This window comes from Rhizobium sp. X9, assembly GCF_018873185.1.
Taxonomy (GTDB): Bacteria; Pseudomonadota; Alphaproteobacteria; order Rhizobiales; family Rhizobiaceae; genus Agrobacterium; species Agrobacterium oryzihabitans.
On sequence record NZ_CP071312.1, the window covers coordinates 189,463 to 203,827 of the forward strand.

General features: G+C 56.9%; 12 protein-coding genes. 3 read left to right on the forward strand and 9 right to left on the reverse strand.

Annotated elements, in window-relative coordinates:
- The 5 genes from JZY08_RS16040 to JZY08_RS16060 all read right to left on the reverse strand — a co-directional run bounded on the left by JZY08_RS16040 (position 1) and on the right by JZY08_RS16060 (position 5,238).
- Positions 1–984 carry a phosphoglycerate dehydrogenase gene (locus tag JZY08_RS16040; RefSeq protein ID WP_216332463.1) on the reverse strand — a complete coding sequence of 328 codons (984 nt, stop codon included), beginning with the start codon at positions 982–984 and terminating at the stop codon, positions 1–3.
- Positions 985–993: 9 nt separating this feature from the next.
- Positions 994–2,121 carry a Gfo/Idh/MocA family protein gene (locus JZY08_RS16045; RefSeq protein ID WP_216332465.1) on the reverse strand — a complete coding sequence of 376 codons (1,128 nt, stop codon included), beginning with the start codon at positions 2,119–2,121 and terminating at the stop codon, positions 994–996.
- A gap of 91 nt (positions 2,122–2,212) precedes the next feature.
- Positions 2,213–3,199 (reverse strand): Gfo/Idh/MocA family oxidoreductase, encoded by a 987-nt coding sequence (locus JZY08_RS16050; RefSeq protein WP_216332467.1) that lies wholly within the window; start codon positions 3,197–3,199, stop codon positions 2,213–2,215.
- Between the two features lie 139 nt (positions 3,200–3,338).
- Positions 3,339–4,481, reverse strand: a complete 1,143-nt coding sequence (locus JZY08_RS16055; protein WP_216332469.1) for a Gfo/Idh/MocA family protein — start codon at positions 4,479–4,481, stop codon at positions 3,339–3,341.
- 22 nt (positions 4,482–4,503) lie between these two features.
- Positions 4,504–5,238, reverse strand: coding sequence for an SDR family NAD(P)-dependent oxidoreductase (locus JZY08_RS16060; RefSeq protein ID WP_216332471.1), 735 nt, complete (start codon positions 5,236–5,238; stop codon positions 4,504–4,506).
- 165 nt (positions 5,239–5,403) lie between these two features.
- Here JZY08_RS16060 and iolD point away from each other — a divergent pair, with 165 nt between their 5' ends.
- Positions 5,404–7,281, forward strand: coding sequence for a 3D-(3,5/4)-trihydroxycyclohexane-1,2-dione acylhydrolase (decyclizing) (iolD, locus tag JZY08_RS16065; protein ID WP_216332473.1), 1,878 nt, complete (start codon positions 5,404–5,406; stop codon positions 7,279–7,281).
- A gap of 11 nt (positions 7,282–7,292) precedes the next feature.
- Positions 7,293–8,165, forward strand: a complete 873-nt coding sequence (locus JZY08_RS16070) for an SMP-30/gluconolactonase/LRE family protein (protein WP_216332475.1) — start codon at positions 7,293–7,295, stop codon at positions 8,163–8,165.
- A gap of 40 nt (positions 8,166–8,205) precedes the next feature.
- Here JZY08_RS16070 and JZY08_RS16075 read toward each other — a convergent pair whose 3' ends face one another.
- Both JZY08_RS16075 and JZY08_RS16080 read right to left on the reverse strand, forming a co-directional pair.
- Positions 8,206–9,099: a sugar ABC transporter substrate-binding protein gene (locus JZY08_RS16075; protein ID WP_216332477.1), complete on the reverse strand. Its 894-nt coding sequence runs from the start codon at positions 9,097–9,099 to the stop codon at positions 8,206–8,208.
- An 83-nt stretch (positions 9,100–9,182) separates the two neighbouring features.
- Positions 9,183–9,986, reverse strand: a complete 804-nt coding sequence (locus JZY08_RS16080; protein WP_253204121.1) for a TIM barrel protein — start codon at positions 9,984–9,986, stop codon at positions 9,183–9,185.
- Positions 9,987–10,254: 268 nt separating this feature from the next.
- On the opposite strand from JZY08_RS16080, the gene JZY08_RS16085 reads away from it, so the two are divergent.
- Complete coding sequence (locus JZY08_RS16085) at positions 10,255–11,298, forward strand: LacI family DNA-binding transcriptional regulator (protein ID WP_253204122.1); 1,044 nt, start codon at positions 10,255–10,257, stop codon at positions 11,296–11,298.
- A 91-nt stretch (positions 11,299–11,389) separates the two neighbouring features.
- On the opposite strand, the gene JZY08_RS16090 is transcribed toward JZY08_RS16085, so the two are convergent.
- Positions 11,390–12,541, reverse strand: coding sequence for a glycosyltransferase family 4 protein (locus tag JZY08_RS16090; protein ID WP_253204182.1), 1,152 nt, complete (start codon positions 12,539–12,541; stop codon positions 11,390–11,392).
- 476 nt (positions 12,542–13,017) lie between these two features.
- On the reverse strand, positions 13,018–14,319 hold the full coding sequence (locus JZY08_RS16095; RefSeq protein WP_216332479.1) for an aspartate aminotransferase family protein: 1,302 nt from the start codon (positions 14,317–14,319) through the stop codon (positions 13,018–13,020).
- Positions 14,320–14,365 lie beyond the last annotated feature (46 nt).

Below are 14,365 nucleotides of genomic sequence, written 5' to 3' on the forward strand. Positions count from 1 at the left end.
TCAAGCTCCTGCAAAACGAGCGCGCAGCGCATCAGGATTGATCACCGTGTCGGGGATCTCTCCGCCCAGGACATCGAGTACAGAGGTTGTCGCGGACTGGGTCATGCGCGCGATCGACTCTCTGCTGATACCTCCGATATGAGCCGAGGTGATAAGGTTCGGCACGTCCGCTAGCGCTTCTGCTCCTGGCGGCTCGACTTCGAAGACATCGAGAGCCGCGCCGGCAAGGTGGCCGGAGCGAAGTGCGGCGAAGAGCGACGGCTGATGAACCAGCCCGCCACGCGATGTGTTGACTAGATAGGACCCCTTCGGCATCAGTGCGATCCGTTCGGCGTTCATCAAGTCGCGGGTGTCGGCCAGCAATGGAGCATGCAGCGAAACCAGGTCGGAAATCTGAAGCAACTCCTCCAAGGAACCACAGCGCTCCGCTCCCTCGACGCTTTCGACCATCGCGTCGAAATAGATGACGCGAACACCGAACCCGAGGAGACGGCGGATGACGGCCTTACCGATGATGCCCGCGCCGATCAGGCCAACGGTCTTGCGGTAGAGCTCGGTCGGCGTCGCCTCCCCTACGCGGTCCCAGCGGCCCGCTTTTACGGCTTGGTCCTGCGTAACAACCCGGCGCAACAGACCGAGGATCATCGCGAGTGTTTGGTCGGCCACCGTCTCGGCATTCATTCCAGGCGTAATCGAAATGCCAACGCCGAACTCTTTCGCCGCTTCGTGGTCGATCGAGTCGGTACCGACGCCAACGCGCGCGATCACCTTGAGGTTTCTGTCACCAGCAAGAACGTCGCGGGTGAAGGGATCGGTGGATACGATGGCCGCGTCACAGTCCTCGAGTAGCGCTGCGAGCTCTTCCGGCGTCCGGTTGCCGGTCTTGGGCCGCAACACCAGTTCGTGGCCGGCGGCGACCAATCGCGCACCTGTGTCATTGTCGGCCGGGCTATAGCCGGGCCAGCTTACGAAAATCTTTGCCATGTCCGATCCTCACACCTTGCGATAGGAAATGTCGGCACCCGTGCGTTCGGCCGCCGAGCGGACGATTGCGTCGACGATTTCCGCGCAGTAGTAGCCATCGCGGAACGTTGCGCCGATGGGCGCGATTTCCCCCAGCCCACCGATCGCTGCGAGCATGTGCATTGCCTCGTGGCTGAAGGTGTCGACCCAACCCAAGGGATGTCCCGGTGGCAACCAGTTCTTCTGATAGGGATCGCCGTCGCGCAGCACATTGATTCTGCGCCATGTCTTGTCTGTCCCAGCAAACTCCAGCTCGTTCAGGTTCTGCATCGAAAAGCGGATCGAGCCACGCGATCCGTCGACCTCGATGCGGCTGGTCACCATGTTGCCTCCGGCTACACGCGAGGCTTCAAGCACACCAAGCGCACCGTTCTGGTAGGTCAGGATAGCGGCAAACAAATCGTCGGTCTCGATGCGCTGTTCGTCGCCGGCCTTGCCGACCGCGATCCCCGTCACCGCAGTGGCGCGCACGGGATCGGACGACAAGAGGAAGCGCGAGATATCGATGTGGTGCGAGCCTAGATCGCCTAGCGCCCCGGAACCGGCTAGGGTCTTGTCGTCGCGCCATCCCTTCACCCGGTTCTCGGAGAGAGAGGAGGAAACAAGAAAATTCGAGCGGAAATGATAGATGTCGCCGAGTTCACCGTCCTGAATCATTTGGCGAGCGAGCTGCAACGCCGGAAAAAAACGGTAGTTGAAGGCACACATGTGCTTCACGCCCGCTTCATGGGCCACTTTCCACATTTCAAAGGACTGAGCCGCGTCTGGAGCAAGTGGCTTCTCGCAATAGACGTGCTTGCCAGCACGTGCAGCAGCAATGATCGGCTCAACGTGGATGGAATTCGGTCCGACATTGTCGACGAGTTGAATATCCGGGTCGTCGATAATCTCACGCCAGTCGGAGACGGCGCGCTCCCAACCGTAGCGCTGTCGTGCTTCCTCCAGTTTGGTGGTGTCACGCCCATAGATCGCTTTGAGGCGTGGGCGCGGCACGTCCAACGGCGCGATCACTGGCACGTCTCGGTAGCCGATTGAATGGGTCTTGCCCATGAACGCGTGGCCGATCATCCCAACGCCAATCGTCTTTTCTTCAGTCATGAATTCCTCCAATGCATAGCTATGCAACATCTAACTCCGATCGGATGTCAGTTCAACCCCGACCGGGCTCTAAAAAATCGCGAAAACGCGATTATGCGGTCTCTGGCAGCGGCTGGATACCTGCCATCACCATTTCGACGAGATCGTACGCCTTGAGGCCGTCCTCCAACGTGCAGAGCGGAGCTGCTCCTGTCGCGAGGATGTCCCCCAAATGGTCGATCTCCGCCTGGTAAGCGGGGCGGTAGCGATCCCAGAAATGCTCGAACCGCCTGGAAATGCGCGTATCATTGAGGCCATCGAATACAATCGGACTGAGGCGCGGATCTTCACAGATGATCCGGCCCTCACCTCCGAAGACTTCGAGACGCTGCTCGAAAGCATGTGCCGCGCGTCTCGTCGCCGATATATGGGCCACGGTGCCCTCGCTCCAGGAAAGCATGATGTTTGCAGTGTCGAATTCGCCGATTTCAGCCAGAGTCGGATCGACATTGCGATCGAGCCGCGTGCAAACGTGGTCGGGAAGTCGGCCCATAAGCCAGTTCAGCTCATCCAGATCATGGACGACCATATCAGCGATAATGCCGCCTTGATGGGCAACCTCAGAGCGACCGGCAAGGCGCGGATCACGGCTGAACTGAAGGATGTGTTCAGGGCGGCCGACGGCTCCTTCCCGCACACGGGCATGCACTTCCTGCCGATACGAGTCAAACCGCCGGTGAAAGCCGAGCACGACAGGTATGGCCACAGCACGCGCCGCTGCAATCGCCTCGACGATAGGTTCGCGCGTAAAAGCAACTGGCTTCTCGCACAACGTCGGAATGCGCAAACGGCAGGCTTCGAGCACGTAGGGAACATGCGTTTCGGTTGGCGATGCGATGACAAGCGCATCCGGCTTGCAGGCATCAACAGCCGCATCGAGTGTTGTAAATCCAGGAACCGACCACTTGTCTGCGAAGCTCGCACCGCCGAAAGGGTCGACGCAACCGGCAAGCTCCAAGCGGGGACTGCGCGTTACCGATATGGCGTGGACATCGGCAATCCGCCCCGTGCCGATAATCACGACCTTGTATTTTGCCATGACATCCTCCCTGCGTGTTTAGACTCAGTTGCAGACGCTTTCGAGCGCGGCCATACGCGGCGGGGGAGTGTCCGCCGCCGCGTGGTCTGTGCATCTCGATAATCGCGTCGTTTGTTTGCTGCTACCGGTCCGAGACCGCTCAGTCGAACGCGTCCGTCTTCTCGATCTTCACCCAGCGGTCCTCTTCCGCGGCCTGGAACGCGCCTGCGATAACGCGGTTGATGTGAAGAGCCTGCGCGAAGTTCGGGGCGGCGTTAGTGTTGGCGTTGATAACCGCCTCGATGGCGCGGCGTGCCGTGATAACGAAGGCCTCACCGTAGCCAAGCCCCTGGCCCTGCGCATACCAGAACGGATCCGCCTCGGGATGGATACCGCCGAGCATGATCCGGCGGAAGCCGCCGACGCGTTGAGGATCGTCAGCGCTGAAGAAATGCAGTTCGTTGCTGCGTTCCCAGCTAAAGGAGAGTGAGCCTTTTGTGCCGATAACCGAGAAGCTGAGATCGCATTTATGGCCTGTGGCGGCCCACGAAGCGTGCACCGATCCGAGGGCCCCATTTGAAAACTGCACCAGAGATGTAGTCAGATCGTCGACCGTTACCTCCTTCGAGTTCGGACCATTCACCGGACGCTTTTCGTAGAAGCGTTTTGTTTTCGCAGCGATAGAGTCGACCGGGCCCATCAGGGCGCAGGCAATATCCATGATATGGGAGCCGATATCGCCGAACGCACCGCCGCCGGAGACCGACTTATCAAAACGCCACGAGAAAGGGAGCTCGGGATCGGCCGCATATTCCTGGAAGTAGCGGCCCTCGAAATGCAGCACCTCGCCAAGTTCACCTTCCCGGATCAATTGTCGCGCAAGCTCGACACCAGGCCACGTCCGATACGAGAAGTTGACCAGGTTCACCTTGCCCGACGCCTGGGCTGCTTTGGTCATCCGCTCTGCTTCCGCGACAGTGCTCGACAGCGGCTTTTCGCAGAAAACGTGCTTTCCGTGTTCGAAGGCATCGATCGCAATATCGGCATGGCTGTTGTTGGGCGTGATGATGATGACGACGTCGATGTCGTCCGCACGGGTGACTTCCTTCCAGTCGCTGGTGTGGCTCTTCCATCCCCACCGTTCGGCCCCGTCCTTTGCGGCTTGCGGCACGATATCCGCCATCCGGACCATCTCGATCTGGGGCAGCTTGGGCCAGAGGTACGCACCAATGTTACGTAGCGCGAGACTATGCAGCTTGGCCATGTAGCCGGAGCCAACGATACCAAAACGGATTTTTTCCATGAGTTCCTCCTTGGATGCTTGATTAACGAATGCTTCTTCCGCCATCGACTGGGATGGACATTCCGGTCATGAACGACGCATCGTCGCTTGCTAGAAATGCGATGACGCTCGCAACCTCGTCCGGCCGACCGATACGCCCGATCGGATGCTTTGCCAGAACGGCAGCCTCAGCGGCGTCGACGTCATCCGCAGCGCCCAGCCAATCGGTTACCATGCGGGTCCGGATTGCCGCGGGGCAGACAGCGTTCACTCGGATGTTGTCGCGGGCGAGATCCAACGCAAGAGACGAGGTCATCGAGGTTACCCCGCTCTTGGACGCACTGTAGGCCACCATGTTCTCGGTGCCCCGTATCCCAGTGATCGACCCTACATTGACGATGGCTCCGCCACCTGCGTTACGAATTGCCGGAACCGCCGCACGGCATCCAAGGAATATGCTTGTGAGGTTTGTGTCGATAAGGCGATGCCACTGCTCAAGAGTGGTCTCTTCCACTGAGCCGCTCTCCCGGACGCCGGCGTTATTGATGAGTATGTCCAGGCGTCCCGCGGTTGCAACGACCTCGGAGACGGCGCGCTCCCAGTGCTCTTCATTGGTGACGTCCAGGGCGATCGAGGGAACTCCCTCGATCTCTAGTACGCCACGACGATGCGCGGCGAACACCGTTCCGCCTTCCGCGCGAATGCGCTTGATCGTCTCCAGGCCGATGCCAGTCGATGCGCCAGTGACCAATGCGACTTTATTTGCGAATCTTTGCATAGCTTATGTCTCGCCTTCTCCCCTGGTGAACAGGCAGGCAACAGCCAATTCACCGTCGATATTTGGCGTATAGAGGATATTTTTGTCTTTGCATAGCTTTGCAAAATTGTTTAAGTGAAAAAATCCAAGTCCGCGGGAATTCTCCGCCGCAAATGGGAGGTACTCATGTCCAACACGATCAGACTAACCGCAGCACAAGCCACCATCATGTATTTACAGAAGCAATTCTCTGTTTTCGACGGGGAAAGAGAGCGGCTTATCGGTGGCATTTTCGGCATTTTCGGTCACGGCAACGTGGCATCGATCAGCCAAGCAATCGACGAGTACGGCAATGAATTGCCCTACTATCAGCCCAAGAACGAGCAAGCGATGGTCCACGCTGCTATAGGTTATGCAAAAATGCGTAACCGTCGCGCGACCCTTGCCTGCACCGCTTCGATTGGACCGGGCTCGACAAATATGATCACCGGCGCTGCGACCGCGACCGTAAATCGTGTGCCTGTTTTGTTGTTTGCTTCGGACACGTTCGCCCATCGCCGCACAGGCAACGTGCTCCAGCAGCTTGAGCACCCGATCGACGGCGATCTGACCGTCAACGACTGCTTCAGGCCCGTAAGCCGCTTCTTTGACCGGATTTCCCGCCCGGAGCAGATACTGACCGCGCTGCCTGAGGCGATGCGCGTCCTGACCGACCCGGCAGACACTGGCGCTGTTACGATTTCCTTCCCTCAGGACGTTGAAGGTGAGGCCTACGATTATCCTGTCGAATTCTTCCGCGAGCGGAACTGGGTCATCCGACGCCGGGAACCCTCGCAGGATGACATCAACGAAGCTGTCGCCGCGCTGTCACGCGCACGCTCGCCTCTTATCATCGCAGGCGGAGGCGTACGTTACTCTGCCGCCGAAAACGCTCTGCGTGACTTCGCCAACGAATTCGGCATTCCAGTCGCGGAAACCCATGCTGGCAAAGGCGTCAGCCTGGACACTCCGCTCTGCCTGGGCGGAATGGGCGTTGCCGGGAACGGGGCGTCCGGTCGAATCGCCGAACGCGCCGACGTCGTCGTTGCGATCGGCACGCGTTTGCAGGATTTCCAAACCGGATCGCGCTCAGCCTTCCACGACCCAAATGTCGTTTTCATTTCGATCAACACCAACAGCTACGACGCCCACAAGCTCCGTGGGGTTCCGGTCGTTGGAGATGCGCGTTTGTCGATCGAGCGGGTCGGTGCGGGCCTCCGCGAGGCGCGTTATGCGACACAGGCCGCCTATCGACAGGAAGTCGAGACGCAGAAGTCCAATTGGCGTGCCGCTTACCGCCAAGATATTGAAGTTGCGCCGGGAGGCGAGTTGAACCAGGGGACCATTGTCCGGGTCGTCAACGAGGCGACCAACTCAGGCGACGTGGTGATCGCCGCTGCCGGAACCCCTCCTGGCGAAATCTTGAAAGCCTGGGATAACGCCAATGGATCAAAGGCGTTTCTCGAGTTCGGTTTCTCCGCGATGGGACACGAAATTCCGGCTGCGATCGGTGCCCGCCTCGGTGCCCGCCAGAATGAGGAGATCATCGTGATCATCGGAGATGGCACCTACCTCATGGGACCGACTGAGATCGTCACAGCTGTCCAGGAGAACACCAAGATCACGGTGGTTGTCATCGAGAACTACGGCTATCAGTGCATCCGTGACCTCCAGGAATACTCAAGCGGTATCGACAACTTGGGCAACGAATTCCGGTCCCGCGATAACGATGCGCTACGTCCCAATGGCAACTACATGGAGATCGACTACGCAGCGAACGCAAGGTCGATGGGAGCAACCGTCTTCTCGGCCGCCGACGAAGAGCAACTGAAAGAGGCGCTTGCGAAGGCAAGGGCCACGTCCGGCCCTACAGTGATTACCGTCAAGGCAGAAACGCGCGGGCGCTCGATCAACTCCGGCGTATGGTGGGACGTAGGCGCATCGCAGGTGACAAACACCAAGTCTGCAGCGGATGCTGCCTCCAAGATCCGTGCCGGCGTCAAACATCAGCGCTACCTCGGTTAACGGAGAGCGCAATGAGCTTCGATCCAAAGCTACTGCTCGCCGCGCAGACCGAGTTGGGAGAGTGCCCCGTCTGGGATGCAGACCGCAACACTCTCTTCTTCATGGACATCACAGGCAAGACGCTACACGGTTTCGACTGGTCGACAGGCGAAGACCGGGTACTAGAACTGCCAGCGCTCGGAGGGGCGCTGGCACTGATGCGGGACGGACGCCTGATAGCGGGCCTTCAAAGCGGAATCCACATAATCGATCCTTCCGCCCGGTCGATTGATTTTGTGACCGATCCCGAGCCACACAAGCCTGAGCACCGTCTCAACGAGGGAAAGTGTGATCCGCAGGGACGTTTTTGGGTTGGTTCAATCTCCACCCTTGGACGCTTTCCCACCGGGTGTTTGTACAGGTTGGAACACGATGGATCCGTGACCGAAGTCCTGAGTGAAATCTCCGTGCCCAACACTCTGGCCTGGTTGCCAAACGGAAAGCAGATGGTTTTCGCTGACAGTGTGACAAAGAAGGTTTGGCGCTTTCGCTACGATCCCGAAACAGGATTCCTCAGCGACCGCGAAACCTTTATCGACGTCAGCCATTTCAAAGGAATGCCCGACGGCGTGGCAATCGATGCTGAAGGAGGCCTCTGGATTGCCGAATTTGGCGGCGGTGCTGTGCATCACTACTCGGCAGAAGGAACTCTGGTCAGCACCGTGGAGTTGCCTGCGACCCAGGTCACGTCCTGCGTATTTGCCGGGCCTGATCTGCAGCACCTGGTCATCATCACGACCAAGCGTCTTCTGGACGAGGCAGGGCGGAAAGAGCAGCCGCACGCAGGAGACCTATTCGTTATCGAGCCCGGCGTGAGAGGCCTCCAACCTCACCTCTTCGGCTAGAAAGAAAGCCCGGATGCGTTAGCGTCCGGGCTTTTTTTAATCAGCGCGTGCCCGCTTTGACACCTTGCTCAGCTTCATCAATGTTGGAAATGTCGACGATCGCCGGTCCGGTGTATATATCAGCGGCGAGTGTGAAGCCCTGAGTTTTGTGCATCCACATATGCTGGACCGCAAGGAAGCCTTGAAGGTATTGCTGGCTGTCAATCGTCGCCATGATACGGCTCGAGCGGATTCCGTCGATCTGAAGCTGTGCGACATCGAATGTCAGGTGCTTCCACGACCGCCCCTTGGAGACAAGTGCCTCGGCATCGAGGACGGCCTGCGCGCCTGGCGGGCCAAGCGTCAAGACGGCGTCAACGTTCGGATTGTTCTCCATGTACTTTGCAACGGCTTCGGCACACTCTTCAGGCTGACCGCCTGGAACACGCAGCCGCTCAGCAGGCACGCCCGCTTTGTCGAAAGCACTTTTGAAACCATGCCAGCGATCGCTGTGGCAAATGTGCTCGTACAGATAGTGATCGACACACATCGCCGCTCTGGGCTTCACATGTTCAAGCAGGTAGCGCCCTGCGAGTTCACCGGCGTTGAAATCGTCACCTCCAATGTAGAAGAGATAGGGAATGCGCTCGCCTTCCGGCCGACTGTCCTTTGCGTTCACGCAGATAACGGGGATGCCGTCAGCAATTGTTGCTTTCAGCGCCCCTTCGACCGCGGCGACATCCGGCACGGTAGAAATTATGCCGTCGGGACGAGCGTGACGAGCGCCGTCGATCAAACCCGCTTGGATCTCAGGAGAGAACTTGCCCGGCCGCAGATGTTCGACGTCGACGTCGAAACGAGCCGCAGCATCAAGAAGTCCGCGACGAAAAACTTCCCAGAAGACATCGCCCAGGATGTCGTGGGTGACGGCATAGATTTTTAGCTTCTTACTCATTGTGCATCTCGATCTCAGACAAGAATGGCTTCACCTTGTTGCTTTGGACGAAAGTGGGCGGCAAATCTGCCGCCCACCGTCTATTAGAAGCCTACAGACTTGAGATAGGCCAGACTCTTGCGTGCGTCACCAAGCGGATCGAACGAAATCGTCGGATCGATATCCTGTTCAATGTTCGCGGCACCATCGTAACCATGTGCCTTAAATGCGCCAGCAAGCCGCTTCCAGTCTACGACCCCTGCCCCCATCGGGCAAAAAATCTTCTGTTCGATGGCTGCCAGGAACGGGATCTTCTCGGCCAGCACACGTTCGTGGACGTTGCGGTCAATGTCCTTGAAGTGGAAGTACTGAACACGTTTCGCATGGCGTTCGTAGAATGCAACCGGGTCGATCCCCGCATACGCCATGTGGCCTGTGTCGATGCAAATGCCCACCCGTTCCGGGTCCAATTTTTCGAGCACGCCCTCGATTTCATCTTCGAACTCGATGTAGCATCCTGCATGCTGATGGATCACAGGCTTCACACCAGAGGCCAAAGCGATATCGGCAATGCGATCAATGATGCTGATCATGTGCTGATACTGGCTAGCGCTAAGCTTTTGGGCCAGGTCGCGTCTACCGGCTGTCGCCATTCTCGCTTCGGAAATGTGATCGATAGTTACAAGATATTTTCCGCCCACGGCCGCGAGCAATCCGACGGTCTTCTTGGCGTTCTCAAGTACCACCTCGGTCTTTGCCGGATCATGCAGTATCTGGAATACGAAGCCCGCTTCGACCTTCAGCGAACGACGTTTGAATTCGTTGGAAAGTTCCTCTGGGTCCGTCGGATAGAAACCGTACGGACCGAGTTCGGTAGAGGAGTAACCTGCCTGCGAAATCTCGTCCATCACCTTCTGCCACGGCGGGTTATTGGGGTCCCCAGCATAATCTACACCCCAAGACACAGGTGCGTTCGCCAATCTCACTTGCATATAAATACCTCCGTTATCCGGCGCAGCTCCGCCGGCCCGCATCACCAATATCGATTTTTGCATAGCAATGCAATATTTTTGAATGGCTATGCGATCGCCGCTAGGATTCTCTTCAACCTGTGTTATTTTCGCTTGAACGCTGTGGAATTCGTCTGTTGTTTACAGATGCAAATGGGAAGCCGATTTGAAAAAGACCCTGACCGAGTTAGAAACCAATGCCGCACGGAAGAAGTATGCATCTTCGATAGACGTCGCCCGGCTGGCAGGCGTCTCTCAGTCAGCCGTTTCCCGCACCTATACCGAAGGAGCTAGCGTCTCGGCAAAAACCCGAGAAAAGGTAATGAGGGCTGCCGACGAACTCGGCTATGGTCCCAGCATGATCCCGCGCATCATGCTTACTCACAAGTCTTCGCTGATCGCGATCGTGAGCGGGGGTCTGTACAACCCCTTCTATGCCAACGTCGTTGAAAAATTGTCCCAGACCATTCAACGGTCTGGTTCAAGCGTAATGCTTTTTTCGGTGAACCACGGCGAGTACATCGATGAAATCATCCCGGATATCCTCGGCTACCGTGTCGATGGCATCATCTCGGCTCTGTCAATTGTCTCGAAAGAGGCCGCCGAACGTTGCGCCAAAATGCACACCCCTGTCGTACTCTTCAATAACAAGCTTTCCAACCAATGGGTCGCATCGATCTGCAGCGACAACGTCGAAGGTGGCCGGCAGGTCGCAGCATTGTTTTTAAAGCGCGGCGCACAACGCTTCGCCTACATCGGTGGGAAACGCGGCAATCTTGCAAGTGAAGATCGCTTTGCAGGCTATCTGGGTGTGCTTATGCAAAACGGAATAAGTGACGTTGCCGTAGCTCATGGCGATTTCCGGCACGATGATGCGTTTGAAGCTGCGAAGAAACTCCTTTCGGCTCGCAAGAGACCGGACGCCATTTTCTGTGCGAATGATCTGATGGCGATGGGGGCTATGGAAGCAGTCAAGGCAGCTGGATTAACTGTGCCTGGCGACGTACTTATTGCGGGATTTGACGACATCCCCTCGGCAGCGTGGCCAAGCTTTGATTTGACGACGGTTCGACAAGACGGCGACGCCATGATCGACAGGGCAATGGATCAACTTGCCCGAATGGTTGAAGGCGAACATCTTGCAGGCAATTCCCTTCATCTCATTCATGCACCTCTCGTGGAGCGAGGGTCCACTGCACGGGCGCTGTAGGAAACTTGCAGTGTCGGGACAGTGACTGATCAACGTGTGTCACCAGCTAAGCTGTTTACAGGCCCGGACGAATGGCGGCTGCGCCAGAGCTTCAAACGGCCCGGGATTTAGCTGCAGCCGAGAGCGGGTTCATGTCGGCGCCGAGTATCTCGCAATAGACGCCCATGTATTTGTCAGCAACGACATCCCACAAATAAGGCCGAACTTCAGCGATTAGATTTTCGCGGATCGTAGCACAGTCCGCCATCAAGGAATCGAATGCGCTCTCGACATCGTCAGCAGCGCGTTCCGCCTCATTGAAATTCGTTAGCCGCAAGCTCGTATGCCGCTCGGCTAGCGCGGAGTAGGCGGCATTGGCGTTCAACACCGGAAGCAATCCTGCGCTCATGGCTTCAAGTGCTACGATTCCGAAGCCCTCGTAGTCCGAAGCTGAGGCGAATATCGACGAGTTGCCAATGAGGTCTCCGATAGCGTCGTTGTGGGCAGCAACGTGAATGGAAACCGCGTCCTCAAGTCGAAGACGTTCAATATGTTGGACCAGGTCTCGTCGCGTCAGATCGGATTCGACACCTATTACATCGATATGCCAATCCGTATTACGACTGCGCAAAACAGCAACCGTTTCAAGGAGGTTGTCCAGACGCTTGTTCGTTGAGAACCGGCCAATCGTTACGATCCGACGTCTCGGCGTTGACGAGGCACAGTTTGCGAACTTGCCAATGTCCGCACCGTTGTCGATTAAAATCGTGCGCTCTGGCGCTATTTCTGAAAATCTTCTTACGTCGGGAACACTGCAGCCAATAACCTTGCGATAGCCCAACGCCGAAACACGGGTAAGCGACTGAAACCAAAGTTTTTTGATGAAAGAGTATCTATTGGTATGAAAAAATCCGCCGTGGGTGGTCACCACCATGGGTTTTCGATGGAATAGGCGACCCCACGAGAGTGCGTCATAGAAGAAATCGATTGCATGGACATGAACCACATCGGCATCGTCAAGATGCCTGAAGACTTGCGGGGCGATCGGGTACCGAGAGCTGCCAATCCAAGGAATTCTTACAACCTCAATATCGTCGATGTATTCGTGTGCTGGCAGCGTCTTCCCCTGTTCGGTGAACAAAGAATCGAGCGTGATAACGCGCACTCGAAAGCCACGTTCAATTGTCTTTCGGGCTAAGTTCGAAACAACGTCTTCCAGGCCACCGAGGTTTGGTAGGAACTGACGGATCACGTGAACGATCAACGGCCGCGCTGTGGTGGAAAAGCGAGAATCGCCGACGGAAGATGAGCGTTCAACGCTCTTTGCGGCAGTGGACAACGGTTCTACCTCATGGCCCCAAGCTGTGGAAGAGGCTGCGGCCAACCTCTCTGCGGTATATGGGTCGAGTTTCAACTTAGCACCCTCCCTTACAAAAGGTTCGAGGCTAAATTTCAAATAGCCTGCGAACCTTAACCGACAGATGAATTTTTGGTTAAAAATCTCGCCTTGCGACCCTTGCGCGTCGCGACCGTTCTTCTTCACGCCTACCACAACCCGCATGCATAGCGGTGGCTTGCCCAAGCGTGTAAACCGTTTCAGACTTGCGTCGTGGTGCACCGTCGGAAGCTGTGTTCAAGATTTGGTTTAAGTGTCGTAACCAGTGCCGTACAGATAACTTCCACATCTTCTTGCTCCGAAAGAAAATACCCTGACGCCAGAGTGACGTCAGGGTGTGGGGATCAGCGTGAGGCTAGCAATGCGGCTTCAGCGATTTCAAGTGTCTTGGCGATATCGCTTTCACTGTGCGCGATACTGATGTGATTGCGTCCGCCCCGCTCTGGCATTTCGAAAACGCCGCGGTTGATGAGCTGCTGCCGATACCTGACCTGCTGAATTCCGTCGTTGCGAACAACGTCGTCGTAAGAGTTGAGCGGTCCCTGCATGAAGCTCAGAGCATAGACCCCGCCGAAGCCCGAAACTACGCAGTTTATCCCATTTCGTTTCACGATCTCGGACAATCCGTCGCGCATCATGTTGCCCATTGAGAAGACGTGCGCGTAGAGGTTGGTGTCCTCGAGGATCTTCAGCACTGCGAGGCCCGCAGCGGATGCAACGCCGTTGCCGTTGTAGGTTCCGGCAAACATTGCGATACCATCTGCGTGCGTATTAAACTTCCGCATATGCTCTTCCTTGCCGCAAACCGCCGCGACAGGAAAGCCGTTGCCGAGGGCCTTGCCGACGGTCGTGATATCCGGAAGTACGCCGACGATAGCCTGGTAGCCGCCGATATGATGGCGAAAGCCAGTGACGATCTCATCGAATATGAGCAAGGCGTTTTCGGCGTCGCAGATCGATCGGAGCCCTTCGAGGAAACCAGGAACTGGAACGATCGCTGGAGAGCTATGGGCGATAGGTTCAATGATGATCCCAGCGATCTCGCCTGCGTTTTCCGCAAACACCCGCTTAACGTCTTCCAGATCGTTGTACCGCGCGATGACGGTGTTCTCGACTACGCCCGGATTCAGACCAGCGGAATGGACGTCCTTATGACCCAAGGCGTCTTTTGAACTCTGATTGTTCATGGCGACGGCATCATGATAGCCATGATAGCAGCCTTGGAACTTCAGAATTTTTTGCTTTCCGGTGATCGCACGAGCAAGACGCAGCGCATAGAACGTTGCTTCAGAGCCAGTGTTGCACAGTAGAACCTGTTCTGCTGAAGGGATTGACCTGACGATCCGTTCTGCGAGTTCGGCCTCGGTCTCCGTAATGCCAACCCCGGTCAGAACACGCCGCCCGGCTTCCTTGGTGACAGCTTCAACAATGCGCTCATCGCTATGCCCAAGGAAAACAGCTCCGTATGCAGCGTGGTAATCAATGAACTCGTTCCCATCAAGGTCCCACATCCGGGAACCTTTGGCGTGGGAGATTGCCAATGGCGGATTGATTTTACGACGCGCGGTATTGACTCCGCCTGGAACCACCAGCTTGGCCCGATCGAACAGCTCCGTCGACCGCTCGTTCCTCAAGTTGACACTCATATCGACTCCTTCAATTAACAGATTTAGCACCTAACGAGACGGCGGA